The sequence below is a fragment of the Thermomonas sp. S9 genome (assembly GCF_024704365.1).
In the GTDB taxonomy this organism is placed as follows: Bacteria; Pseudomonadota; Gammaproteobacteria; order Xanthomonadales; family Xanthomonadaceae; genus Thermomonas.
In genome coordinates this window covers 2712713-2738052 of record NZ_JAJDFY010000001.1, presented here as the reverse complement: position 1 = coordinate 2738052, position 25340 = coordinate 2712713, and the positions used below count along the sequence as shown (strand labels likewise).

At 70.0% G+C, this 25340-nt stretch carries 19 protein-coding genes, 1 tRNA gene and 5 pseudogenes; 19 read left to right on the top strand and 6 right to left on the bottom strand.

The window, feature by feature from the left end; all coding sequences use genetic code 11:
• Positions 1–22: 22 nt before the first annotated feature.
• The 3 genes and pseudogenes from LJB71_RS14685 to LJB71_RS13815 form a co-directional block, all read right to left on the bottom strand.
• Entirely contained in the window at positions 23–1645 is a 1623-nt protein-coding gene (locus LJB71_RS14685; RefSeq protein ID WP_345779468.1) for an alpha/beta hydrolase-fold protein, read from the bottom strand.
• A 93-nt stretch (positions 1646–1738) separates the two neighbouring features.
• Positions 1739–3368: pseudogene (ybaL, locus tag LJB71_RS13820) on the bottom strand (YbaL family putative K(+) efflux transporter); the annotation flags it as partial.
• Positions 3369–3507: 139 nt separating this feature from the next.
• A complete protein-coding gene (locus LJB71_RS13815) occupies positions 3508–5904 on the bottom strand; it encodes a TonB-dependent receptor (RefSeq protein ID WP_259304613.1) in 2397 nt (798 codons plus the stop codon).
• A gap of 161 nt (positions 5905–6065) precedes the next feature.
• Here LJB71_RS13815 and LJB71_RS13810 point away from each other — a divergent pair, with 161 nt between their 5' ends.
• A complete protein-coding gene (locus LJB71_RS13810) occupies positions 6066–7925 on the top strand; it encodes an ATP-binding cassette domain-containing protein (protein ID WP_259304612.1) in 1860 nt (619 codons plus the stop codon).
• Positions 7926–7931: 6 nt separating this feature from the next.
• On the opposite strand, the gene LJB71_RS13805 is transcribed toward LJB71_RS13810, so the two are convergent.
• Together LJB71_RS13805 and LJB71_RS13800 are read right to left on the bottom strand one after the other, a co-directional pair.
• Complete coding sequence (locus tag LJB71_RS13805) at positions 7932–8549, bottom strand: Pr6Pr family membrane protein (RefSeq protein ID WP_259304611.1); 618 nt, start codon at positions 8547–8549, stop codon at positions 7932–7934.
• A 3-nt stretch (positions 8550–8552) separates the two neighbouring features.
• On the bottom strand, positions 8553–9254 hold the full coding sequence (locus tag LJB71_RS13800; RefSeq protein ID WP_259304610.1) for an SIMPL domain-containing protein: 702 nt from the start codon (positions 9252–9254) through the stop codon (positions 8553–8555).
• A gap of 102 nt (positions 9255–9356) precedes the next feature.
• Between LJB71_RS13800 and LJB71_RS13795 the strand changes: the two genes are divergently transcribed.
• Positions 9357–9659 (top strand): FmdB family zinc ribbon protein, encoded by a 303-nt coding sequence (locus LJB71_RS13795; RefSeq protein ID WP_259304609.1) that lies wholly within the window; start codon positions 9357–9359, stop codon positions 9657–9659.
• A 44-nt stretch (positions 9660–9703) separates the two neighbouring features.
• Here the strand turns inward: LJB71_RS13795 and LJB71_RS13790 are convergent.
• Positions 9704–10621 (bottom strand): annotated as a pseudogene (locus tag LJB71_RS13790) (DUF3011 domain-containing protein).
• Positions 10622–10771: 150 nt separating this feature from the next.
• Here LJB71_RS13790 and aspS point away from each other — a divergent pair.
• The 17 genes and pseudogenes from aspS to LJB71_RS13705 all read left to right on the top strand — a co-directional run bounded on the left by aspS (position 10772) and on the right by LJB71_RS13705 (position 25132).
• Complete coding sequence (gene aspS, locus LJB71_RS13785; protein ID WP_259304608.1) at positions 10772–12532, top strand: aspartate--tRNA ligase; 1761 nt, start codon at positions 10772–10774, stop codon at positions 12530–12532.
• Positions 12529–13063, top strand: a pseudogene (locus LJB71_RS13780) (GNAT family N-acetyltransferase). The gene aspS and the pseudogene LJB71_RS13780 overlap by 4 nt, the downstream one beginning before the upstream one ends.
• Before the next feature lie 33 nt (positions 13064–13096).
• Positions 13097–13816, top strand: coding sequence for a YebC/PmpR family DNA-binding transcriptional regulator (locus LJB71_RS13775; RefSeq protein WP_259304607.1), 720 nt, complete (start codon positions 13097–13099; stop codon positions 13814–13816).
• Between the two features lie 31 nt (positions 13817–13847).
• Positions 13848–14423 carry a crossover junction endodeoxyribonuclease RuvC gene (gene ruvC, locus LJB71_RS13770; protein ID WP_259304606.1) on the top strand — a complete coding sequence of 192 codons (576 nt, stop codon included), beginning with the start codon at positions 13848–13850 and terminating at the stop codon, positions 14421–14423.
• Positions 14420–15004, top strand: a complete 585-nt coding sequence (gene ruvA / locus LJB71_RS13765; protein ID WP_259304605.1) for a Holliday junction branch migration protein RuvA — start codon at positions 14420–14422, stop codon at positions 15002–15004. The genes ruvC and ruvA overlap by 4 nt, the downstream gene beginning before the upstream one ends.
• Before the next feature lie 37 nt (positions 15005–15041).
• Positions 15042–16970, top strand: coding sequence for a potassium transporter Kup (locus tag LJB71_RS13760; RefSeq protein ID WP_259304604.1), 1929 nt, complete (start codon positions 15042–15044; stop codon positions 16968–16970).
• Between the two features lie 204 nt (positions 16971–17174).
• On the top strand, positions 17175–18209 hold the full coding sequence (gene ruvB / locus LJB71_RS13755; RefSeq protein ID WP_259304603.1) for a Holliday junction branch migration DNA helicase RuvB: 1035 nt from the start codon (positions 17175–17177) through the stop codon (positions 18207–18209).
• Positions 18202–18564, top strand: a pseudogene (ybgC, locus tag LJB71_RS13750) (tol-pal system-associated acyl-CoA thioesterase); the annotation flags it as partial. The gene ruvB and the pseudogene ybgC, both read left to right, overlap by 8 nt.
• A gap of 69 nt (positions 18565–18633) precedes the next feature.
• Entirely contained in the window at positions 18634–19404 is a 771-nt protein-coding gene (tolQ, locus tag LJB71_RS13745; RefSeq protein ID WP_259304828.1) for a protein TolQ, read from the top strand.
• Positions 19405–19407: 3 nt separating this feature from the next.
• Positions 19408–19848 (top strand): protein TolR, encoded by a 441-nt coding sequence (gene tolR / locus LJB71_RS13740; protein WP_259304602.1) that lies wholly within the window; start codon positions 19408–19410, stop codon positions 19846–19848.
• 10 nt (positions 19849–19858) lie between these two features.
• Positions 19859–20749: a protein TolA gene (locus LJB71_RS13735; protein WP_259304601.1), complete on the top strand. Its 891-nt coding sequence runs from the start codon at positions 19859–19861 to the stop codon at positions 20747–20749.
• A 125-nt stretch (positions 20750–20874) separates the two neighbouring features.
• Complete coding sequence (gene tolB, locus LJB71_RS13730; RefSeq protein WP_259304600.1) at positions 20875–22188, top strand: Tol-Pal system beta propeller repeat protein TolB; 1314 nt, start codon at positions 20875–20877, stop codon at positions 22186–22188.
• A 77-nt stretch (positions 22189–22265) separates the two neighbouring features.
• Positions 22266–22799 carry a peptidoglycan-associated lipoprotein Pal gene (gene pal, locus LJB71_RS13725; RefSeq protein WP_259304599.1) on the top strand — a complete coding sequence of 178 codons (534 nt, stop codon included), beginning with the start codon at positions 22266–22268 and terminating at the stop codon, positions 22797–22799.
• Positions 22799–23588: pseudogene (gene ybgF, locus LJB71_RS13720) on the top strand (tol-pal system protein YbgF). The gene pal and the pseudogene ybgF overlap by 1 nt, the downstream one beginning before the upstream one ends.
• A gap of 9 nt (positions 23589–23597) precedes the next feature.
• On the top strand, positions 23598–24284 hold the full coding sequence (gene queE, locus LJB71_RS13715) for a 7-carboxy-7-deazaguanine synthase QueE (RefSeq protein WP_259304598.1): 687 nt from the start codon (positions 23598–23600) through the stop codon (positions 24282–24284).
• Between the two features lie 31 nt (positions 24285–24315).
• A complete protein-coding gene (gene queC / locus LJB71_RS13710; protein WP_259304597.1) occupies positions 24316–25017 on the top strand; it encodes a 7-cyano-7-deazaguanine synthase QueC in 702 nt (233 codons plus the stop codon).
• A gap of 38 nt (positions 25018–25055) precedes the next feature.
• Positions 25056–25132 (top strand) — tRNA-Lys (locus tag LJB71_RS13705).
• Positions 25133–25340: the final 208 nt, after the last annotated feature.

The window sequence follows — 25340 nt, the reverse complement described above, 5'->3', positions numbered from 1 at the left end:
GTCGCGGCCGGGCGCGTCGGCTTCAGCGGGAGGCGGCCGGCGCAGCCGCCGCCGGGCGCTGTGCGCCGGGGCGGGCGATCGCGTACATCTGCCAGGCGATGTCCTTCAGCAGCGCGCTGCGGTCGTCGCCCTCGACGTACAGGTCGAAGTGGGTGCGGCCGGGCACGAAGCGGAAATCGCTCTTCGCGCCCACGCCGTCCAGCACCGCCTTGAGCCGGCGCGCCGCGCCGTCGAGGTAGAAGGTGTCGGCGGTGCCGACGTATACGTGCAGCTTGCCGTCGAGGTCGGGGCGCAGGCGCGCCCAGTCGGACTGGATCATGTGCGCGATGTCGTAATGGTCGCGCCAGTAGGCGACCACCTGCGGATCGACCGCGCCGGTACCGCGGTCGAACAGCGGCAGCGGGCGGCCGTCGGCGCCGCGCGGGGAAAACACCCATTCGAACGAGGCCAGTTGCCCGCCCACCGGGCCGATCACTTCCTCCAGCCGCGCGAACTGCTCGAAGCTGGCCACCACCTGGCCCTTGTCGCGCACCAGCGGGTAGGCGCTGCCGTCGGCGCGGCGATACACGTTGGCGCCGTCGGCGTACAGGTCCACGCCGGTGAAATCGTGGAAGTCGCTGGGGTCCGGCGCGGTGGACCAGGTGCCGCCGAACACCTTCGGATAGCGCACCTGCAGCCACAGCGTGGCCCAGCCGCCGGAGGAGTGCCCATTGAGGAAGCGGCCCTCGGCCCGCGCGTCCATGCGGTAGTGGCGTTCCAGGTCGGGGATCAGCTCCTCGGTCAGGGCCTGGCCCCATGGGCCGTTGTTCACCGAATCCGCGAACTCGTGGGTGCCGGTGGGGCTGGATTCGTCCAGCAGCACCCAGATCATCGGCGGCAGGCTGCCGTCGCGCATGCCGGCGTAGGCGGAGATCGCGGTGGATACCAGCGCGCGCTGGCTGCCGCCGAAGCCGTGGGTGAAATACAGCACCGGGTAGCGCGCCTCGGCATCGGCGTCGTAGCCGGGCGGCAGCACCACCCAGCCGCGCATCTGGATCGGCCGGCCCCAGAACGCGCTCAGCGCGGGGCTGGTGAAGTCGATCGCGTGGGTCGCGGCCTTCGCCGCTTTCGCCGCCGCGCGCAGGGCCTGCGGGGCACGTTCCGGCAGTTGCCAGGGGTCACCCGCTTCCGGCAGCCGCTGGTCCAGCACCAGCGTCGCCGCGCCAGCGTCGCCGCCCAGGGCCATTTTTACCGGGGCGCTCAGCAGGTCGTCGGGACCGCGGCCGGCGTAGTTGTCGTCGCGCGCGGTGTCCAGCACCGCCTGCACGTAGTAGTCGCCGGCCGGCAGCTGCGAGAACGGCCGCGGCCACGCCAGCGATTCGGTGTCCATCGCCACCGCCTGGCCGGGGGCGAGGCGCACGATGTCCATGCCGGCGGCGCTGGCGTCCTGGCCACCGAACGGGCTGGCGTCCACCGCGGTGACGGGATTGCCCTTGGCCTTCGCCAGTGCGCTCGCCGCGGGCTCCGCGAACACCAGCAGGCGCCCGGAGGCCGGGGCGGTGGCTGTCGCCGGCAGCTGCACGCGCAGTTGCGGCTGGGTGGCCTGGGCGTGGACGAACAGGCCGACGGCGAGCAGCGGCAAGAGCAGGGCGGTGCGCAGGGACATGGCGGGCATCCGGGGCAGGGGAAGCCCGCACTCTACGCCCGCCGGCCCCCGCGTGCAGGGGCGGTCAGGCGGCGGGGGCGCGGTGCGTGGCGGACGGTAGGGCGGGGCGGACATCACCATGTCCACCAGCGAATAGGCCAGTTCGCGCTCGGCCAGCACCGCCGCATCGGCGCCATGCGCCAGCAGGTGCTGCACCTCGGTATCGCTGTGCGCGCGCGCCAGCACGCTGATCATCGGATTGGTGGCCTTCATCCGCGCTACCACCTCGCCGGCTTCCAGCGCGTTCGGCACCGCCAGGATACCCAGCTGCGCGCGCTCCGGGTGCGCTTCCTGCAGCACGCGCTGGTCGGCGGCGTTGCCGTGCACGGTGGGAAGGCCACGGGCGCGGGCGGCAAGCGCGCGCTCGCGGTCGGCTTCCACCAGCACCAGCGGCACCCCCGCGTTCGCGCAGCAGCTGCGCCAGGTGGCGCCCGACCCGGCCGTAGCCGACCAGGATCACATGCCCGGCCAGGCCCTCCGGCAGCGGTGCGACATCCTCGCGCCGCGCCGCGCTGCGCGCACCCTGCCGCTCCAGCCACGAGAACAGCAGCGGATTGAGGATGATCGAGAGCAGCGCGCCGGCCAGGATCAGGTCGCGCCCTTCCGCCGGCAGCAGGCCGAGGCCGATTCCGAGTCCGGCGAGGATGAACGAGAACTCGCCGATCTGGGCCAGGCTGGCGGAAATGGTGAGCGCGGTGTCGTTCGGTTTGCCGAACGCGCGCACGATCGCCCATGCCGCCAGCGACTTGCCCAGCACGATGATCAGCAGCGTGGCGAGCACGTGCAGCGGATGCTCGATGAGGATCAGCGGGTCGAACAGCATCCCCACCGAGACGAAGAACAGCACCGCGAACGCATCCCGCAGCGGCAGCGAATCGTTGGCTGCCTTGTGGCCGAACTCGCTCTCGTTCAGCAGCATGCCGGCGAAGAACGCACCGAGCGCGAAGCTGACCCCGAACAGCTCGGCGGCACCGAACGCGACGCCCATCGCCACCGCCAGCACGCACAGAGTGAACAGCTCGCGCGAGCCGGTACCCGCCACGCTTTCCAGCAGGCGCGGAACCAGGCGGCGCCCGATGAGCAGCATCAGTGCCACGAACCCGCCCACCTTGAGCAGGGTGAGCAACAGGGCCAGCCCGAGCCGGCCGGCGCCGGCGTCGTGGTCGCCCAGCGCCGGCAGCAGCACCAGCGCCAGCACCATCGCCAGGTCCTCGACGATCAGCCAGCCCACCGCCACCCGGCCCTTGCCGGTATCCAGCAGGCGGCGGTCCTCCAGCGCGCGCAGCAGCACCACAGTGCTCGCCACCGACAGCGCCAGCCCGAACACCAGGCCGGCGGCATGGCTCCAGCCCAGCCAGTAGTGCGCCATCGCCCAGCCCATCGCGGTGGCCGCCGCGATCTGCGCGATCGCGCCCGGCAGGGCGATCGCGCGGACCGACATCAGGTCCTTCAGCGAGAAATGCAGGCCGACCCCGAACATCAGCAGGATCACCCCCACCTCGGCCAGCTGCGGCGCCAGCGTCTGGTCGGCCACGAAGCCGGGCGTGAACGGCCCCACCAGCACGCCGGCCAGCAGGTAGCCGACCAGCGGTGACAGCCGCAGCCGGCGCGCCAGCATCCCCAGCGCGAAGGCCATCACGAACCCGATGCAGAGCAGGGCGATCAGCGAGGTGTGGTGCGGCATGCGGCCCCCGTGCGATGGTGCGGGCATGATCGCATGCGCGCGGCGTGGGACTCCGCGCCGGGCCCGCAAACGGCGACGCCCCGGCGAACCGGGGCGTCGTGTGGAGACGGTGCGCGTGGCCGACGCCCTGCGCATCAATTCACCACTTGTACGACACGCGGCCGTAGTAATAGGCGCCGTTGAAGCCGAACGGGCTCTGGGTCGGCCAGATCAGCTGGCCGGAGTTGGTGTTCGGCGGGATCACCTGGTCCGGATAGGTGTCGAACACGTTGTCGGCACCCAGCGCGAACTCCCAGCCGCCGGTGCGGTAGCTGGCGCTGAGGTCGGTCAGCCACTTCGCGCCGAAGGTCTGGTCCAGCGCCGGGTTGCTGTTGCGGATGGTGAACTTGCCGTAGCGGCTCAGGTTGGCGCCCAGCTTCCACGCGCCGAGGTTCCACTGCGCGCCGAGCACGAACTTGTCGCGCGGCGCGCCGACCTCGAACCGGCCCAGCTCGACCCGCCCGAAGCGCAGTGCGGTGGGGTCGATCGCGGTCAGCGCGGGCGGGTTCGGCGCCACCCGGTCCACCGTGGTCTTGTTGTAGTTGTAGCTCAGGGTCCAGTCCACGCTGCTTGCGGCCAGTTTCCAGGTGTAGGTGCCGACCAGGTCGATGCCGGTGGTGGTGGTGTCCAGTGCGTTGGTGAAGTAGCGGCCGCCGGCCACCGCCGGGAAGCCGTGGGTGTTGAGGTAGTTGCGCACCGCGGCGCTGGTCAGGTTCTCGGACAGGCTGATGCGGTCGGTGACCTTGATGCGGTAGGCGTCGGCGGTCAGGTACAGGCCGTCGGCGGGGGTCAGCACCAGGCCCAGGCTGAGATTGCGCGACTTCTCGGGCTTCAGCGGCTCGGCGCCGAGGGCGATGCCGGCCGGGTTGGTGACCCGGAACGTCACCAGATCGAACGGAATGCCGCCGATGAAGTTGGTGGAGGTGGTCTGGTAGTACTGCTGCTGCAAGGACGGCGCATGGAAGCCGGTGCTGGCGGTGGCGCGCAGGGCGACGGCATCGCTGAACACGTAGCGCAGGCTCAGCTTGCCGGTGGTGGTGTTGCCGAAGTCGCTGTAGCGCTCGTGGCGGGCGGCGATGCCGCCGGAGAGTTTGTCGGTCAGGTCGGCTTCCAGGCCCACGTAGAACGAGGTGCTGTGGCGGTCGAAGGTGCCGCTGTCGCTGGGACGGAAGCCCGGGAACACCTGGGCACCGGACGGGGTCGGCTGGCCGCCCAACAGCACGCCGCCGTTGATGTAGGAGTTCGGCTCGCCGGGCGCGATCTCGAACTGCTCGCCACGCCACTCCAGTCCATAGGACAGCGTGGCCGGGTAAGCCAGGCCGATGTCGACCTGCCGGTTGAGGTCCAGGTTCAGCACGTGCTGGGTGTATTTCAGCGCGCCCGCATAGAACTGGGTGGGCGAGCTCGGTCCCAGGCTGCGGTTGAGCGAGTTCTTCACGTCGAAGCGCAGGTCGTTGTAGCCGTAGGTATAGCTGGCATCGAACTGGGTCTCGCCGATCGACGAGCGCATCCCCATCACGAACTGGTAGTCGTTGCTGGTGTTGAAGATCTTGGGCAGAAAGCCGTTGGGATAGATCGACGGGATGTTGCGCGAGTCGCCGGCCGGACGGAAAAAGCCGTTGGAGAGCGTCTCGCGGTGGGTGTAGATGCCGTAGGAATAGAACTTCAGGTAATCCGCGGCCGGCATCTCCCAGTTGTAGGTGAGCGAGCGGTTGTCCACTTCGGGGTCGCCCAGGCGCTGCACGGTCTGGCCGACCGGCGGCGAGGTCGGCGTCTGCGGGCCGGCGTAGGGCGTGGCGCGGTTGGTCTGGTTCTGGTGTCCGAACTGGGCGGCCAGGTGCACCTTGCCGGCGTTGCCCAGCCCCAGGCCGGCATCCGCCATCACCTGATACTTGCCGCCGTCGCCTTCCTTGTACTTGCCGTAGGTGGCGGTGGCGCTGCCGCCGCTGGCCGAGCTCTTGAGCACGATGTTGATCACGCCGGCGATGGCGTCCGAGCCGTACTGGGCCGAGGCGCCGTCGCGCAGCACTTCCACCCGCTCGATGGCGGCGATCGGGATGCTGTTGAGGTCGGCGGGCGAGGAGCTGCGGCCCTGGCTGCCGTTGACGTTCACCAGTGCGCCGAGGTGGTAGCGCTTGCCGTTCACCAGCACCAGTACGTGGTCCGGGGCCAGACCGCGCAGCTGGGCCGGGCGCATCGCGTCGGTGCCGTCGTTGATCGCCGCGCGCGGGAAGTTCAGGGAAGGCAGGGCGCGCGACAGCGCCGTGGCGAGCTCGGTGGTGCCGGTGGACTCCAGTGCTTCCGGCGTGATGATGTCGATCGGCGACTGCGATTCGGCCACGGTGCGGTCGGTGACGCGGGTGCCGGTGACGATCAGGGTGTCCAGGGTGCGCGCGTCTTTCTTCTGGTCGGGCGCCTTCTCGGCCTGCTGTGCCAGCGCCGGGGTGGCGGCCAGCAGGGACGACAGGGCCAGGGCAAGCGGGGTGAGGCGGGGCATGGCGACCTCCGGGGTGGGTGGAATAACTCTTGTTTAACACCCGTTCACCGCAGTCGCAAACGCGCACCGGGCATGTCGTTATGCGGTATCGTGAGCGGCTTTGCGGGCCACGGCGGCGGGCGACGACCGTGCCTGCCACCGGCCCGCTGGAACCGCCCCCCATGATTTCCTTCCGCAATTTCGCCCTGCGCCGCGGCGAACGCCTGCTGCTGTCCAACGTCGACCTGGCCCTGCACGCCGGCTGGCGCGTGGGCGTGGTCGGCCGCAACGGCGCCGGCAAGTCCTCGCTGTTCGCCGCGCTGATGGGCGAAGTCGAGCCCGACACGGGCGATCTCGATCTGCCCGCCAAGGCGCGCATCGCCAGCGTGGCGCAGGAAACCCCGCACCTGCCGGACCCGGCGATCGACTTCGTGCTGTCCGGCGATGCTGCGGTGCACGCGGCGATCCAGATGGAAGCCAACGCTTTCGCGGCGGAGGACTGGGAGGCGGTGGCCGCGGCGCACCAGCGCCTGGAGGAAGTGAACGGCTACGACGGCACGGCGCGCGCGGGCCGCCTGCTGCACGGCCTGGGCTTCCCCGCCGAGACCCACGGAAAGCCGGTCGCGGATTTCTCCGGCGGCTGGCGGGTGCGCCTGAACGTGGCGCGCGCGCTGATGACGCCCTCCGACCTGCTGCTGCTCGACGAGCCCACCAACCACCTCGACCTCGACGCCGTGGTCTGGCTGGAGGAATGGTTGAAGCGCTACGACGGCACGCTGCTGGTGATCAGCCACGACCGCGAGTTCCTCGACAACGTCACCACCCACATCCTGCACCTGCACGACGGCACGGCGAAGCTGTACGCAGGCAACTACACCGCGTTCGAGCGCCAGCGCGCCGAGCACCTGCGCCAGCAGCAGATCGCCTTCGAGAAGGAGCAGGCGGAGCGCGCCCACCTGCAAAGCTTCATCGACCGCTTCAAGGCCAAGGCCAGCAAGGCGCGGCAGGCGCAGTCGCGGATGAAACGGCTGGAGAAGCTGGCCGGCACCGAAGCCGTGCGGGTGGAGCGCGGGGTCAGCATCCAGCTGCCGGCGCCGCTGCGCCTGCCGAATTCGCTGCTGTCGCTGCGCGATGCGGACTGCGGGTACGGCGCGGGCGCCACCATTTTGCGCAAGGTCGGCTTCGGGCTGGAGGCCGGCGACCGCATCGGCCTGCTCGGCGTCAATGGCGCCGGCAAGTCGACGTTGGTGAAGACCCTGGTCGGCGAATTGCCGTCGATGTCGGGCGAGCGTATGGCGCACCCCGACCTGCGGATCGGCTACTTCGCCCAGCACACGGTGGAGTCGCTGGTGGCCGGCACCTCGCCGATCGACCACCTCAAGGCACTCTCGCCCGACACCGCGACCCAGGAGTTCCGCAATTTCCTCGGCGGCTGGCAGTTCCCCGGCGACCGCGCGTTCGAGGTGATCGACAATTTCTCCGGCGGCGAGAAGGCGCGGCTGGCGCTGGCGCTGCTGGCGTGGACCAGGCCCAACCTGCTGCTGCTGGACGAACCCACCAACCACCTCGATCTGGAGATGCGCGAGGCGCTGGCCGAGGCGCTGTCGGATTTCGACGGCGCGATCGTGATGGTCAGCCACGACCGCCACCTGATCGGCCTGGTCTGCGACCAGTACTGGCGCGTGCACGACGGCATCGTCGAGCCGTTCGCCGGCGACCTCGACGACTACGCGGCGTGGTTGCGCGCCCGGCCCGGCGCCGACAACCCCAAGACCCCGGTGCCGAAGTCCGCGCCGGTCGCCGCCACGCCAGCCCCGGCGCCCGTGGCGAAGCCCAAGCCCAACCCGCACAAGCTGCAGAAGGCCGAGGAGCGCGTCGCGCGGCTGGAAGGCAAGCTGGCCGAATGCGAGGCGCAGCTGGCCGATCCCGCAGTCTATACCGATCCGGGTCGGCTGGCCGACCTCGGCCGCACCCAGCTGCAGCTGCGCGCGGAGCTGGACGCGGCCGAAGCGGAGCTGCTGGCGCTGTACGAAGGCGCCTGAGCAGGCTTAGACCTGCCGCTGGCGGGCGTGGGCCAGCGCCCGCAGCAGGTACCCGGTGGCCACGAACACCGCGCACAGGGCGACGACATTGACCAGCACCCGTGCCATCCCGAATTGGATCACGTTGACGAAGGGATACGGATAGAAGCCGGTCAGCGCGCCGCGGGTCAGGGCATAGATCGCATATCCCACTGGCCAGGCCAGCCAGTGCAGCGGCGACCGCGAGGGGATGTGTCGCAACGGGGGGTACGCCAGCCACCATAGCAGTGCGCCGGCGGGGACCGCATAGTGCAGCAGCAGATCGGCAAGCAGCGCCGCACCCTGCGGATCCCAGATGTTGCGCAGCAGCAGGTGGTAGCCAATCCCGACCAGCACGATCGCGGTGACTGCGCACCCGCGCCACTGCAGGTCGCGCCCCCCATCCGCCCGCAAGGCCCCGCGCAGCGCCACCCACGCCACCAGCATGTTGCTGAGAATGGTGAAGTAGCCGACGAACAGCCACACCCCCGACCATATGTTGCGGCTTTGGGAGTGGGTGGCCTGCAGCGTGAGGACGAGTTGCAGTGCGAGCGCCGAGACGGCGAGCAATCCCAGCGTCGCAGCGAACAGGCGCGCCTTGGCCATGGATCAATCCTTCAGAAAATACTCGACCGTGCTGACCACCCGGATTTTCTTGATCTGCGGGCTGCCGGCATCGCGGTTCTCGATGCTCACCACGCCCTGGTTGGCGGTGCGGATGCCGCCGAGGCGGGCGCCGGAATCCTTGGCGAACTGCTCGGCCGATTTACGCGCGGCGGCGGTGGCCTCGGCGATCAGCGCCGGCTTGATGTCGTTCAGCCGGGTGTAGTCGAACTGCGGACCGCCGCCCTGCTCGGCATTGAGCATCACCCCGCGCGCCACGATGTCGCCGCTGCGGCGCACCGCGGCCAGCGCCTCCTTCACCTTCGCCGTGCGCAGGGTGACGGTGTTGGAGTAGTTGTAGCGCTCCGGCGGGCGATTGCTGCCGTAGGCGTAGGCCCAGCGGTCTTCCAGCCGCGGCGGGCTGACCACGATCTCGTCGGCCTTGAACCCGGCCTGGGTGAGGAAGTCGCGGATGGTACGGGTGTTGGCCTCCAGCTGCGCCTGCACCGCGGCCAGGTCGTTGCCGCCGACGCTCTGCGCCAGCGGCCAGACCACCAGGTCGGCGTCCACGATCTTCTCGGCCGAGCCCTTGACGGTGACGTAGCGGTCGGCGGTGCGCAGCTGGGCCATGCCGCGGGCGGCCAGCCAGCCGGCCCCGACCAGGCCGAGGGCGATCAACAGGGCGGCAAAAGCGGTGCGCGGCTGCATACGAGGATCTCCGGTAGTGGGAAAGCCGTTGCCGGCTTGAAATCGCGGCGGGCGGCCACACTATGCCAGCCGGTTTGTTGCGTTTCGAGGCCGATCACCGCCATGCCGATCTATGCGTTCACCTGCGATGCCTGCGGGCATGCCTTCGACCGTCTGCAGAAGCTCTCCGATGCCGACCCCAGCGCCTGCCCGGCCTGCGGTGTGCAGGGGCGCGTGCACCGCCAGCTGACCGCCCCGCAGTTCCGGCTGGCGGGCAGCGGCTGGTACGAGACCGATTTCAAGCAGGACGGCGACAAGAAGCGCAACCTCGCTGGTGAAGGGGGGAAGGCGGCGCGGCCAAGGCCGATGCCAAACCGGACACGAAGGCCGATTCCAGGCCGGCCGCCGCGGCGTCTACGGCGGTAGCTGCGCCTCCCTCCGCAGGCTGATCCGGATCCCGGCGCGCGCCGTCAGCGCGCCCCGAAGCGCGCACTGCAGCCGTGGTTCACCCACAGCCCGCTGCGCGCGTCGTAGCCCCAGCTGATGCCCTCGCGACAGGACATGCCGGAAAGTTGCTGGATCAGATAGGGCCGCCCGCGGCGGGCATCCTAGGCACAGGTGGCATAGCCGCCGCGGCTGGTGCAGGTGACGCTGTAGCCACTGCCCGGGGCGGCGCCCACCCGCACCCGGAATTCGCCGCGGCAGCCGTCGCTGACCCACAGCTGGCGGTTGCGCACGCCGAAGTTGCGGTTTTCGATGCAGCGCCCGCTGGAGAGCTGGCGCACCAGCTGCGCGCGACCGACCACGTCGTGGCCGCAGCTGGCGAAGCGGCCGCCGATGCTTTCGCAGCGCAGGGTGGTCCACTGCGCGCCGACCGGACCGGTGCCGGGCCGGAACTCGCCGCGGCAACCGCTGGATACGATCACCCGGCCATTGCCGTTGAACCAGCTGCGGCCTTCGATGCAGGCGGCACTGGAGAGCTGGCGGGTGAGCCGCGACGGCCCCTGCCACGGCATGCTGCAGGTTCTGGTGCGGCCATCGGTGCTCTCGCAGCGGGCGGTCTGCATCCCCGGGCCCGGCGGCGGCGGGGGCGCGCCGGCGCCGCCCAGCGACTTGGCGATGTCGTTTTTCACCTGGCTGAAGGTCCAGCGCGACAGCCGCACCTGGTCCAGATAGAAGCGCAGCTGGTCGTCGGGGATCTGGCGGCCGCGTGACTGCTCGCGGTATTCCAGGGCGATCACCCGGCTCTGCTCGGCCGGGCTCAGGGTCCACAGGTCCTCGGGCGCGTAGGCGCGCTGCTGGGCCTGGGCGTGGACGGGAGCGGGCAGGGCGGCCAGCGCGGAAGCGGCGGCCAGGGCAAGCAGGGGGACGGCGAGCAGGCGGGACATGGCGAACCTCCGGTGATGGGTTGCGGCGGGATGGGGTCCGGGCCGGGGCTGCGGCCCGCCATGTTCGGCACATTAGCGCCGTGCATCGTTAAAATGGCGTGTCCAAGCCCCGGTGCCCCGCCGCGCCGGGCAGCCCGTTCCGGAGTTCCCATGCGTACCCATTTCTGCGGCCTGATCGACGAGGCGTTGATCGGCCAGAGCGTGACCCTATGCGGCTGGGCCGATGTCGCCCGCAACATGGGCCAGATCGTGTTCATCGACCTGCGCGATCACGAGGGCATCGTGCAGGTCGTGGCCGAGCCGGCCGATGTCGCCGGCAACGCCGCCATGCTGGCCGCCGCCGCCGCGGTGGGCTACGAGGACTGCCTGCGCATCACCGGCACCGTGCGCCGCCGGCAGTCGGTGAACGACAGGCTCAAGACCGGCCAGGTGGAAGTGGTGGCGGAGAGCATCGAGCTGCTGAACAAGGCCGAGCCGCTGCCGTTCCACCACCACGAGAACCCGGGCGAGGACATCCGCCTGAAGTACCGTTACCTCGACCTGCGCAGCCCCGACATGCAGCGCAAGCTGCGCACCCGCACCAGGCTGGTGTCGGCGCTGCGCCACTACCTCGACGCGCGCGGCTTCCAGGACATCGAAACGCCGATCCTGACCAAGGCCACGCCCGAGGGCGCGCGCGACTTCCTGGTGCCGGCGCGCATGCATCCCGGTGAGTTCTACGCGCTGCCGCAGAGCCCGCAGCTGTTCAAGCAGATCCTGATGATGGCGGGCTTCGACCGCTACTACCAGATCGCCCGCTGCTTCCGCGACGAGGCCCTGCGCGCCGACCGCCAGCTGGAGTTCACCCAGCTCGACATGGAGTTTGCGTGGGTGACCGAGCGCGACGTGCAGGACCTCACCGAGGACATGATCCGCAGCGTGTTCCGCGAGGTGGTGGGTGTGGAGCTGGAGGCGCCGTTCCCGCGCATGACCTACGCCGAGGCGATGCGCCGCTACGGCTCCGACAAACCTGATCTGCGCATCGCGCTCGAGCTGGTGGACGTGGCGGAGCGGGTGAAGGACTGCGGCTTCGCGGTATTCACTGCGGCCGCGAACGATCCCGACGGGCGCGTCGCCGCGCTGCGCATCCCCGGCGGTGCGGCGCTGTCGCGCAAGCAGATCGACGACTACGCCGCGCACGCCGCCAAATTCGGCGCCAAGGGCCTGGCCTACGCCAGGATCGACGCCGCCGGCGCGGTCAATTCACCGATCGCCAAATTCTTCGCCGAGGACGCGTTCGCCGCGCTGCTTCAGCACGTCGGCGCCGGCAACGGCGACATCGTGTTCTTCGGCGCCGGCGCGTACGCCCAGGTGTCCGACTTCATGGGCGCGGTGCGCCTGAAGGCCGGCAAGGATTTCAGCCTCGTGCAGGACGGCTGGAAGCCGCTGTGGGTGACGGACTTCCCGATGTTCGAATGGGATGCCGAGGAGCAGCGTTACGTGGCCCTGCACCACCCGTTCACCGCGCCGGCGGTGGATTCGATCGAGGACCTGCGCGCGAATGCGAAGACCGCGGTGTCGCGCGGCTACGACATGGTGCTCAACGGCAACGAGATCGGCGGCGGCTCGATCCGCATCCATCGCCCGCAGATGCAGGCGGCGGTGTTCGACCTGCTGGGGATCGGCGCCGACGAGCAGCGCGCCAAGTTCGGCTTCCTGCTGGACGCGCTGAAGTACGGCGCGCCGCCGCACGGCGGCATCGCCTTCGGCATCGACCGCATCGCCGCGCTGATGGCCGGCACCGACTCGATCCGCGACGTGATCGCCTTCCCCAAGACCACCAGCGCGCAGTGCCTGATGACCGATGCGCCCAGCCCGATCCCGGACGCGCAGCTGGCCGAGGTGCACGTGCAGGTGCGGCCGCAGGCGTGAGCGCGACGATCCGCCGCGCCACGCCTGCCGATGCCACCGTGCTGGCGGAGCTCGGCGCGGCCACCTTCGTCGAGGCCTTCGGGCACCTGTACACGCCCGAGGACCTGTGCGCCTTCCTGGACGAGAGCCACGGCATCGCGGCCTACGAGGAGACGCTGGCGGACCCCCGCTACGCGCTGTGGATCGCCGAGGACGCCACCGGCCGCGCCATCGGCTATGCCCAGGCCGGCCCGTGCGGGTTGCCGCATGCCGGCGTGCGCCCGCAGGACGGCGAGCTGAAGCGGCTGTACGTGCGCGCCGGCCACCACAACGGCGGCACCGGGCGCGCGCTGATGGACGCGGCGATGGCCTGGCTTGCTGCGCGATGGCCCGCGCCCGCTGTGGGTCAGCGTGTGGTCGGAGAACGTCGGCGCCCAGCGCTTCTATGCCCGCTACGGTTTCGCCTTCGCCGGGGAGTACGAATTCATCGTGGGCGCCCAGCGCGACCGCGAATTCATCTACCACCGCCCCGCCGCACCGCCGGCCGTATAATCCGCGGCTTCGTTCAACCGCCCGGATACCGCCATGGGACGTGGACCTTCCATCGAAGCCCGCAAGAACGCGCAGGACGCCATGCGCGGCAAGATCTTCACCAAGATCATCCGCGAGATTTCGGTCGCGGCGCGCGCCGGCGGTGGCGACCCGGCCGGCAATCCGCGCCTGCGCGCGGCGATCGACAAGGGCCTGGACGTGAACATGTCCAAGGACGTGATCGAGCGCGCGATCAAGAAGGCCACCGGCGAGCTGGAAGGCGTCACCTACGAGGAGATCCGCTACGAAGGCTACGGCGCGGGCGGCGTGGCGGTGATCGTGGACTGCCTCACCGACAACCGCGTGCGCACCGTCGCGGACGTGCGCCATGCGTTCGGCAAGTTCGGCGGTAACCTCGGCACCGAAGGGTCGGTGGCGTTCATGTTCAGGAAGCTGGGCGTGCTCAGCTACGCCCCCGGCGCGGACGAGGAGCGCATCACCGAAGCCGCGATCGAGGCCGGTGCCGACGACGTGGTGGTGTATCCCGAGGACGGTGCGATCGACGTGCTGACCTCGCCGGAGGCCTTTGTGCAGGTCAAGGCGGCGATGGATGCCGCGGGCCTGCCCCCGGGCTTCGCCGAGATCACCATGCGCGCGGACAACGACACCGCCGTGGAAGGCGAGGCCGCCGAGCAGGTGCAGAAGCTGCTGCGCTGGCTGGAGGACATGGACGACGTGCAGAACGTGTACTCCAACGCGGCCGGGCTGGGCTGACCCGCCGCGCCACCCGCCGGCCCCGATCGCCATGCCGCTTCCCCTGTCCGCCAACGCGCCGCGCCCGGCCCCGATCCGGATCCTCGGGATCGACCCCGGCTCCCAGCGCACCGGCGTGGGCATCGTGGACGTGGCCGCGGACGGCAGGGTGGCGCATGTGCACCATCAGCCGCTGGTGCTGCTGGACGCGGAATCGTTCCCGCTGCGCCTGCGCAAGCTGCTGGACGGGCTGTGGGCGCTGATCGCGCAGTTCCGGCCGGACGAGGTGGCGGTGGAGCAGGTGTTCCTCTCCAACAACGCGATGAGTGCGCTCAAGCTGGGCCAGGCGCGCGGCGCCGCGGTCGCCGCCTGCGTGGCGCGTGACCTGCCGGTGAGCGAATACGCGGCGAAGGAAATCAAGCTGGCGCTGGTGGGCAGCGGCAGCGCCGACAAGCGGCAGATTCAGCACATGGTGGGCGCGATGCTGGGGCTGAGCGGCAAATTGCAGGCCGACGCCGCCGACGCGCTGGCGGTGGCGATCACCCACGCCCACGTGCGCGCCAGCGCGCAGCGGCTGGGCGTGGCGGCGCGCGAGGCGTGGGGACGCAAGGGCAGGGGGCGGCGATGATCGGACGGTTGAAGGGCATCCTCATCCACAAGGCGCCGCCGTGGCTCGTCATCGACGTGCACGGCGTCGGCTACGAGCTGGAGGCGCCGATGAGCACCTTCTACGACCTGCCCGAGGTGGGGCGCGAGGTGTTCCTGTTCACCCATTACGCGCAGAAGGAGGACAGCGTGGCGCTGTACGGCTTCCTGCGCGAGGCCGAGCGCCGCCTGTTCCGCGATGTGCAGAAAGTGTCGGGGATCGGGGCGAAGATCGCGCTGGCGGTGCTGTCCGGCACCAGCGTGGACCAGTTCGCGCGGCTGGTGCAGGCCGGCGACGTCGCCGCGCTCACGCGCATCCCCGGGATCGGCAAGAAGACCGCCGAGCGCATGGTGGTGGAACTGCGCGACCGCGCCGCCGACCTCACGGGCGGCGCGCCCGGTGCCGCGGTAGCGGCGGGCGACCCGCTGGCGGAGGCGATCACCGCCCTGCAGGCGCTGGGCTACAAGCCGGCCGAGGCCGAGCGCATGGCGAAGAAGGTCGCCGGCGACGGCGATGCGGCCGAAACCATCATCCGCAAAGCGCTACAGTCCGCGCTGCGTTGAACCAGTGGCGCCCGCGCGCGCCCGGACAGGGGATTCCATGACCACGCAATCTGCATTTTCCACTCCGCAGTCCGCTAGTGGCGGACATGGCGATAGCGGCAAGACCGGGCTGGTCGCGCTGGTGGTCGGCGCCATCGGGGTGGTGTTCGGCGATATTGGCACCAGCCCGCTGTACACCGTGAAGGAGGCCTTCATCCCGCATTACGGGCTGGTCCCGGACCACGACACGGTGCTGGGCCTGCTGTCGCTGGTGTTCTGGGCGTTGATGATCATGGTGACCTTGAAATATGTGGTCATCATCATGCGCGCCGACAACGAAGGCGAAGGCGGCATCATGGCGCTGATGGCGCTGGCCCAGCGCACGCTGCCATCGAAGTCGCGCTCCGCCTATGCAGTGGGCATCCTGGGCATCTTCGGCGCCTCGCTGTTTTTTGGCGATGGCGTGATCACGCCCGCGATTTCGGTGCTGTCTGCGCTGGAAGGCATCGAGGTGGCCGCCCCGGACCTGCACCACTGGATCGTCCCGCTGGCGGTGATCATCCTGCTGGCGCTGTTCGCTACCCAGCGCCATGGCACCGAACGGGTGGGCAAGGTATTCGGGCCGATCATGCTGCTGTGGTTTCTGGCGTTGGCGATGCTCGGAGTGGTCAACATCTGGCATGCGCCGGAGGTGCTGAAGGCACTGAACCCCTGGTGGAGCGTGCAGTTCTTCCTCGCGCATGGCTGGCATGGTGTGTTCATTCTCGGCGCTGTGGTGCTGGCGGTGACCGGCGGCGAAGCGCTGTATGCCGACATGGGGCATTTCGGAAAGCGGCCTATCCGTTACGGCTGGTATACGGTGGTGCTGCCCGCGCTGATGCTCAACTATCTCGGTCAAGGTGCGCTCGTTTTGGAGGATCCGTCCGCGATCAAGAACCCGTTTTATTTCGGAGTCCCCGACTGGGCGCGCTGGCCGGTGATCGTGCTGGCTACCGCCGCCACCGTGATCGCTTCGCAGGCGGTGATCACCGGGGCATTCTCGGTCGCGCGCCAGGCGATGCAGCTCGGCTACATCCCGCGCATGCAGATCCGGCATACATCCAGCGACACCATCGGCCAGATCTACGTGCCAGGGGTGAACTGGACGCTGATGGTGCTGGTCATGGCGCTGGTGCTGATCTTCCAGAGCTCGACCGCGCTGGCGGCCGCCTATGGTGTCTCGGTCTCCGGCACGATGCTGATCGACACCTTGCTGCTGGCGTTGCTGGCGAAGGCGAAGTGGACCCGGGATCGCTGGTGGGTGCTGCCGGTGGCGATGGTGGTGGTGGTGATCGACATCGGCTTCCTGGTCGCCAACGGCGCCAAGTTCTTCGATGGGGCGTGGTTCCCGATCGTGCTTGGGCTGCTGGTGTTCACCATGCTGCGCACCTGGCGCCGCGGGCGCGAGCTGCTCAGCGCCGAGGTGCGCAAGGAAGGCATCCAGCTCGACACCTTCCTGCCGGGGCTGATGCTGGCGCCGCCGGTGCGGGTGCCCGGCACCGCGGTGTTCCTGACCGCCAGCCCGGACATGGTGCCGCACGCGCTGCTGCACAACCTCAAGCACAACAAGGTGCTGCACGAGCACAACGTCTTCCTGACCGTGGAGACGCTCGACGTGCCGTACGTGCCAAAGGACGGGCGGCTGAAGATCGAGTCGATCGGCGGCGAGGACTTCTACCGGGTGATCGTGCGCTACGGCTTCATGGAGACCCCGGACGTGCCGCTGGCGCTGATGCAGTCCTGCGACCAGTGCGAGCTGGTGTTCAACCCGATGGACACCACCTATTTCGTCAGTCGCGAAAGCATCGTCGCCAGCCGCCACCGCGGCATGCCGATCTGGCGCGACAAGCTGTTCGCGTTCATGCACCGCAACGCCGCCCCGGCCAGCAACTTCTTCCGCATCCCCGGCAACCGGCTGGTGGAACTGGGTGCGCAGGTCGAAATCTAGGGAAGGTCTGAACAACGCCATCCAGGCGTTGTCAGCCCACGCCGAGTCCGGTACAGGCCCGGACTCGGCTCACACGCATCCATCACTTGCGTGATGGATGCGTGGCCGGCCCTCCATGGCCGGCGGGAACCTCTGAGTTGATCAGAGGTTCCCTAGCCGCCCGGCGGAGGCCGCCAGTCGCGGCGGCTCCTATACCATAGGCGCATGAGCCAGGACCGCCTCGTCGCCCCCGTCGCCCGCCGCGAAGAAGACGCGCAAGACGCCAGCATCCGCCCCAAGCGCCTGCACGAATACCTCGGCCAGGCGCCGGTGCGCGAGCAGATGCAGATCTACATCGAGGCCGCCAAGGGGCGCGGGGAGGCGCTCGATCACGTGCTGATCTTCGGCCCGCCGGGCCTGGGCAAGACCACGCTCTCGCACGTGATCGCCAACGAGCTTGGCGTGAACCTGCGGGTGACGTCCGGCCCGGTGATCGAGAAGGCCGGCGACCTGGCCGCGCTGCTCACCAACCTGCAGCCGCATGATGTCTTGTTCGTGGACGAGATCCATCGCCTCTCGCCAGTGGTCGAGGAAATCCTCTACCCGGCGATGGAGGACTGCCAGATCGACATCATGATCGGCGAGGGCCCGGCCGCGCGCTCGATCAAGCTCGACCTGCCGCCGTTCACCCTGATCGGCGCCACCACCCGCGCCGGCCTGCTGACCGCGCCGCTGCGCGACCGCTTCGGCATCGTGCAGCGGCTGGAGTTCTACTCGCCGGACGAGCTGGCGCGGATCGTGCGCCGCTCCGCGCAGATCCTCGGGATCGCCTGCGATGGCGACGGCGCGGGCGAGCTGGCGCGGCGCTCGCGCGGCACCCCGCGCATCGCCAACCGCCTGCTGCGGCGCGTGCGCGACTTCGCCCAGGTCAGGGGCGACGGCGTGATCGATGCCGCCATGGCGCGCGCGGCGATGGACATGCTGCAAGTGGACCCGGAGGGCTTCGACGAGCTCGACCGCCGCCTGCTGGGCACGATCATCGACGCCTTCGACGGCGGCCCGGTCGGGGTGGAATCGCTGGCCGCGGCGCTGAGCGAGGAGCGCGGCACGCTGGAGGACGTGGTCGAGCCCTACCTGATCCAGCAGGGCTTCCTGGTGCGCACCGCGCGCGGGCGCATGGCCACGCCCAAGGCGTACCGTCACCTCGGGTTCCAGCCGAAGGCGGGCACGCCGGGGCTGTTCGAGGCCGGCGATGGCTGAGCCGTTCGCCTGGCCGGTGCGGGTTTACTGGGAAGACACCGACGCCGGCGGCGTGGTCTATCACGCCCAGTACCTGGCCTTCATGGAGCGCGCCCGCAGCGAGTGGATGCGCGCTGCCGGGCTGGATCAGGACGTCCTGCGACGGAATCACGATCTAGTGTTCGTGGTGCGCGCGATGGAGGTCGATTTCCGCGCCCCGGCGCGCCTGGACGATCAGCTGTCGGTCAGTGTGGCCCTGCTTGAATGCGGCGGCGCCAGCCTCGTGCTGGCGCAGCGGATCGCGCGCGCGGGCACGCTACTGGTCGCGGCGAAGGTGAAGATTGCCGCCCTGCGCGCCGCGGATTTCCGCCCCTGCCGCATCCCCCGCGTTCCTGTCGCCGCACCTCACGCCATCCCCGGAGAGTCCTTGATGCTGCCGTCCGCCCTGCTGCAATCGCTGCCGCAAGCCCTGCCCGACACTGCCGCGGCCACCCCGGTGGAACTGGCGGCCAGCGGCGCGCCCGCGGCCGCCGCGCCGGCGGACCACGGCCTGGACATCCTGCAGCTGGTGCTGCACGCCAGCCTGCCGGTGCAGCTGGTGATGGCGCTGCTGCTGCTGGCCTCGCTGGCCTCGTGGGTCATCATCCTGCGCAAGAAGCGGGTGCTGGACCGCGCCGAGCGCGAGGCCGACCGCTTCGAGGAGACTTTCTGGTCCGGGGTCGAGCTGCCCAAGCTGTACGCTGCCGCCAGCGAACGCCATCGCACGGTCGAAGGCATGGAGGCGATCTTCGAAGCCGGCATGCGCGAGTTCAACCGCGCCCGCCAGCGCCGTGGCGGCGACCCGCGGGCGCCGCTGGAGAGCGCCCAGCGCGGCATGCGCGCGGCCACCTCGCGCGAGCTGGACGGGCTGGAGCGCAACCTCGAGTTCCTCGCCAACGTCGGCTCGATCAGCCCCTACGTCGGCCTGTTCGGCACCGTGTGGGGGATCATGATCTCGTTCCAGGGCCTGGCCTCGATGAAGGAGGCCACCATCGCCACCGTCGCGCCGGGCATCTCCGAGGCGCTGGTGGCCACCGCCATGGGCCTGTTCGCGGCGATCCCGGCGGTGTGGGCGTACAACCGCTTCGCCACCCGCGTGGAGCGCATGGCGGTGCGCTACGACACCTTCGGCGAGGAGTTCGCCTCGGTCCTGCAGCGCCAGGCCCAGGAGGGCTGAGCCGTGGCCCAGGCCCACGCCCGCCGCAGCCGCAAGCGCCGCCTCAAGGCCGAGATCAACGTCGTCCCCTATATCGACGTGATGCTGGTGCTGCTGATCATCTTCATGGTCACCGCGCCGCTGCTCAACGTGGGCGTGGACGTAAACCTGCCGCAGGCCGATGCCAAGAGCCTGGAGCAGAAGCGCAGGCAGCCGGTGGTGGTGCAGGTGCGCAAGGACGGAGCGCTGGCGCTGACCTACGAGGGGCTGGACCGGCCGCAGGCGGTGGATGCCGCGCAGCTGGTGGCCAAGGTGCGCGCCTTCGTCGCGGCCGACCCGAACGTGCCGGTGTACGTCGCCGGCGACCGTGAGGTCAGCTACCAGCGCGTGTACGAGGTGCTCTCGCTGCTGCAGCAGCAGGCCGGAGTGCCGCGCGCGGGGCTGATGGGCGACCCCAGGAAATGACGGACCACGCGTGAAGCAGACCCGCGCCGACACCGGCATCGCGATCGCGCAGGCCGTGCTGCTGCACGTGCTGCTGCTGGCGCTGCTGCTGGCCGGCCTGCGCTGGTCGCAGCGCAACGTCACGCTGGCCGCGCAAGGCGATCCGATCGAGGCCGATCTGGTGGCGGTCTCCGACCTCGGCGCGCCGCTGCAGCGCGCCCTGCGCCGCACCCCGACCGCCGCGCCCGAGCCGTTGCCAAAACCACTGCCCAAACCGCTGCCCGAAGACATCCCCGCGACCCCGCCGCCGGCGCAGAAGGCGCTGCCGCCGCCGGTGCCGGAGCCGTCAACGGTGGAGCAGGAAAAAGTCCAGCGCGACGCGCCCTCGCCGCAGGTGGCCAGGGTCCCGCGCGAGCAGGAGGAAAAGCGCCGCCAGCCCGACCAGGCCGAGCTGGAATCGAAGCAGCAGGCGGAAGCGGAGCGCCAGCGGCTGCGCCAGATCGAGGCGCTGCGGCGGCTGCGCGAGCAGGTCGCGCGCGAGCGCACCCAGGCCGAGATGCGCGCCCAGCAGCTGGCGGATGCGCGTGCGGCCACGGCCAGCCCGGCGCCGCCGCCGCCGGGCAACCGCGGCGCCGATCCCGGCCTGCAGGCGCGCTACGCCGCCGCGCTGCAGCAGGCCATCGCGCGCCAGTGGACCCGTCCCGAATCGGTGCCGCTGGGCCAGCGCTGCCGCCTGACCATCCACCAGATCCCGGGCGGAGAGGTCACCAGCGTGAACATCTCGCCCGGCTGCCCCTACGACGCGCTCGGCCGGCGCTCGGTGGAGGCGGCGGTGCTGAAGGCCTCGCCGTTGCCGTACGCCGGCTTCGAGAGCGTGTTCAGCCGCATCCTCGAGCTCAACTTCGTGGCCGAGGATCGCTGACGGAGCAAATGCGCGCTGCGCCTGCCGCAACGCCCGCGACGCTGCCTTCACGGTCTGCCTGCGTTCATCCTGCTGCTATGGTTATCCGCCACTCTGTTCATCTTCGCGGACTCCTCGCCTTGCCCATGCCTGCATCCCGACGCCGTTCGTCCGCCCGCCTCGCCCTGCTGCTGTGCGCGCTGTCGCCGCTGGCGGCCTTCGGCCAGTCCAAGGGGCTGGAGATCGATATCGTCGGTGGCAACGCGGCCGCGCTGCCGATCGCGGTCGTCCCGTTCGGCGGCGACTGCGGGCAGACCGACGTGGCCGGGGTGGTGCGCGCCGATCTGGCCCGCTCCGGCCAGTTCCGCAGCCCGGATCCGGCCAGCCTGCCGGAGCGGCCGACCCAGGGCAGCGAAGTGGCCTATCCGACCTGGCGCATGCTCAAGCAGGACTTCCTGCTGATCGGGCGCTGCATTCCCAGTGGCGATGGCTACCGCACCGAGTTCGAGCTGTTCGACGTGGCCAGGCAGCAGCGCCTGCTGGGTCTGGCGCTGACCGCGCCGGGCAGCGCCATGCGCGACGTGTCGCACCAGATCAGCGATGCGGTGTACGAGAAGATCCTCGGGGTGCCGGGCGCGTTCTGGACCCGCATCGCCTACGTCACCGCCAGCGGCCTCGGCCGCAATACCCGCTACGCCCTGATGGTGGCCGACGCCGACGGCTACAACCCGCGCGCGGTGGTCAATTCCACCGAGCCGCTGCTGTCCCCGGCGTGGAGCCCGGACGGCCGCAAGCTGGCTTACGTCAGTTTCGAGGGCGGCAATTCCGGGATCTGGATCCAGGACGTGGCCACCGGCAGCCGCGAGCGGATCACCCGCTTCCGCGGCATCAACGGCGCGCCCAGCTTCTCCCCGGACGGCACCCGGCTGGCGATGAGCCTGTCCAAGGGCGGCAACCCCGACATCTACGTGATGGACCTGGCCAGCCGCCACCTCACCCAGCTCACCCACCAGTACGGCATCGACACCGAGCCGGTGTGGAGCGCCGACGGCAGCACCCTCTATTTCACCTCTGACCGCGGCGGCCGTCCGCAGGTGTACCAGATGCCGGCCAGTGGCGGTAGCGCCAGCCGGGTCACCTTCGAGGGCAGCTACAACGCCAGCCCGTCGCTGTCACCGGACGGCAAGAAGCTGGCCACCGCGCAGGGCGCCGGCAACGTGTACCGGATCGCGCTGATGGACCGCAGCACCGGCAGCGCCCGCTGGAGCATGCTCTCGCCCGGCTCGCTGGACGAATCCCCCAGCTTCGCCCCGAACGGCGCGATGCTGGTGTACGCCGCCCGTGAAGGCAGCCGCGGCGTACTCTATACAGTCTCCGCCGATGGCCGGGTGCGCCAGCGCCTGAACCTCGCCGAGGGCGACGTGCGCGAGCCGGCCTGGTCGCCACTGCGCAAGCGCTGACCCCGACCGAGGCGCGCGCTCCGGATTCGTGCTGTCGTTTTTCCGTGATTCACACCAACCGTACCGAGGACACCACCATGGCTGTTTCGATTCCGCATATCGCCCGCGTCCTGACCGTCGCCGCCCTGGCCTCCGCCGTGGCGGTGGGCTGCTCCAAGAAGGTCAAGGAGACTCCGCCGGTGCAGACCCCGGTGGATACCGGTGCCACCACCGCCCCGGTCGAGGCACCGCGGCCGGGCGTGTACACCCCGGCCGACCTCGACACCGATGCCTGCCTGCGCCAGCGCGTGGTGTATTTCGACCTCGACAAGGATGCGCTGAAGCCGGAGTTCCAGACCATCATCAGTTGCCATGCCAAGTACCTGCGCGACCGTCCGTCCGCGCGTCTGCGCCTGGAAGGCAATGCCGACGAGCGCGGCAGCCGCGAGTACAACATGGGCCTGGGCGAACGCCGCGGCAATGCGGTGTCGGCCGCGTTGCAGGCGAGCGGCGGCTCGCCGACCCAGCTCACCGTCATCAGCTATGGCGAGGAGCGCCCGGTCTGCACCGAGCACAACGAGGAGTGCTGGGCGAAGAACCGCCGCGTCGAGCTGATCTACACCGACAAGTGATGCGCACGTACTGCTGCATCACGTGGCTGGCTGCGGCGGCGCTGCTGGCGCCGCCAGCGGCGTTCGCCCAGCGTGCCCCCAGCCTGGCCGACCGCGTGGCGGCCCTCGAGCAGCGCGCGGCTGGCGATCAGAGCTCGGTGGAGCTGGTCAACCAGATCGGCCAGCTGCGCAGCGAGGTGCAGAGCCTGCGCGGCCAGCTGGAAGAGCTGCAGCACCAGCTGGAGCAGGCCCGGCAGGGCCAGCGCGCGCAGTATCTCGATCTCAGCGGCCGCCTCGATCGCCTGGAGTCGGGGCAGGCCGGTGCGGCTCCGCCGGGGGCCGCCACCCCGGCCACGCCTGCGGCGGCCGCCGCTGCGCCTGCCACCTCCGCACCGCCGGCGCCGGCCGCCACCCCGGAGCGCGATGAACAGGGCGCCTACGGCTATGCGCTGGATGCCCTGAAGGCGGGCGACTACGTGGAGTCCGCGCGCCGCCTGCGCGAGTTCCTGGCCACCTATCCCGGCGGCAGCCTGGCCCCGAATGCGCTGTACTGGCTGGGCGAAAGCTATTACGTCACCCAGAACTACGCGCTCGCCGCGCAGCAGTTCCAGGCCCTGCTGGACCGCTATCCCAGCTCACGACAAGGCCCCCGGCGCGCTGCTCAAGCTGGGATTGACGCAGTACGGGCTCAAGCAGTACGGGCAGGCCGAGGCCACATTGCGCCAGGTGTTGCAGCGCTACCCCGGCACCGATCTGGCGCGTACCGCCGAGGACCGCCTGCGCGCGATGCAGGTGGCCGGCAGTCGCTAAAATGCGCGCATGAACGACGTCGCCGATGCGGCCGCCGCATCGGCGGCCGTCCAGCCCGAGCGCCTCAAGCTCACCGAAATCTTCCTCTCGCTGCAGGGCGAGGCCCGCGATGCCGGCTGGCCCACGGTGTTCGTGCGCCTCACCGGCTGCCCGTTGCGCTGCCAGTACTGCGACACCGCCTATGCCTTCCACGGCGGGCAGTGGTGGGAGATCGACGCCATCCTGCAGGAGGTGGCCCGCCACGGCGCGCGCCACGTGTGCGTCACCGGCGGCGAGCCGCTGGCGCAGAAGCGCTGCCTGACGCTGCTGGAGAAGCTGTGCGACGCCGGCTACGTGGTCTCGCTGGAAACCTCCGGCGCGCTCGACATCGCCGGCGTCGATCCGCGTGTCTCACGGGTGGTGGACGTGAAGACGCCCGGCTCGGATGAGGGGCACCGCAACCTGTGGTCCAATCTCGCACTGCTGACTGCGCGCGACCAGGTCAAGTTCGTGATCTGCTCGCGCGCCGATTACGACTGGGCCAAGGAGGTACTGGCCGGGCATCGCCTGCCCGAGGTCTGCGACGTGCTGTTCTCGCCCAGCGCGGGGCAAGTCGAGGCGCGCGCGCTGGCCGACTGGATCGTGGCCGACCGCCTGCCGGTGCGCTTCCAGATGCAGCTGCACAAGCTGCTATGGAACGACGAACCGGGCCGCTGAGGCGCGAATGCGCTAGAGCACGGACATTGATATGAACGCACCCGCCAAACCCGCCGTCGTGCTCGTCTCCGGCGGCATGGACTCCGCCGTCGTGCTCGCCATCGCGCGTGCGGCCGGCTTCGCCCCGCATGCGCTGAGCGTGCGCTACGGCCAGCGCCATACCTCCGAGCTGGACGCTGCCGCGCGCGTCGCCCAGGCACTGGGTGCGGTGGCGCACAAGACCGTGCACGTGGACCTGCGCAGCATCGGCGGTTCCGCGCTGACCGACGACATCGACGTGCCCACCGATGCCGACGGCCACGTGATCGGGCAGGGCATCCCGTCCACCTACGTGCCGGCGCGCAATACCATCATGCTGGCGGTGGCGCTGGGCTGGGCCGAGGTGCTGGGCGCGACCGACCTGTTCTGCGGGGTCAATGCGGTGGACTATTCCGGCTATCCCGACTGCCGGCCGGAGTTCATCGCCGGCTTCGAGGCGCTGGCCAACCTGGCCACCAAGGCCGGGGTGGAAGGCCGCCGCTTCCGCGTGCACGCGCCGCTGATGCGCATGTCCAAGGCCGACATCGTGCGTGAAGGTTTGCGCCTGGGCGTGGACTTCGCGCAGACCGTGAGCTGCTACCAGGCCGATGCCGAAGGCCGCGCCTGCGGCCATTGCGACGCCTGCCGCCTGCGCGCGCAGGGCTTTGCCGAGGCCGGCGTGCCCGATCCCACCCGCTACGCCGGCATCGGTTAGAATGCGCGCCCCGGCGCAACGCCGCGGCGATCCTTCGTGGGCCGTTAGCTCAGTCGGTAGAGCATCGGACTTTTTAATCCGCTGGTCGTTGGTTCGATTCCAACACGGCCCACCATTTCCTCGCGACAGTCGGTCTCCGAATCGGACTCAACCCGCTGGTCGTTGGTTCGATTCCAACACGGCCCACCATTTCCTCGCGACAGTCGGTCTCCGAATCGGACTCAACCCGCTGGTCGCAGGTTCGATTCCAACACGGCCACCATTTCCTCGCGACAGTCGGTCTCCGAATCGGACTCAACCCGCTGGTCGCAGGTTCGATTCCA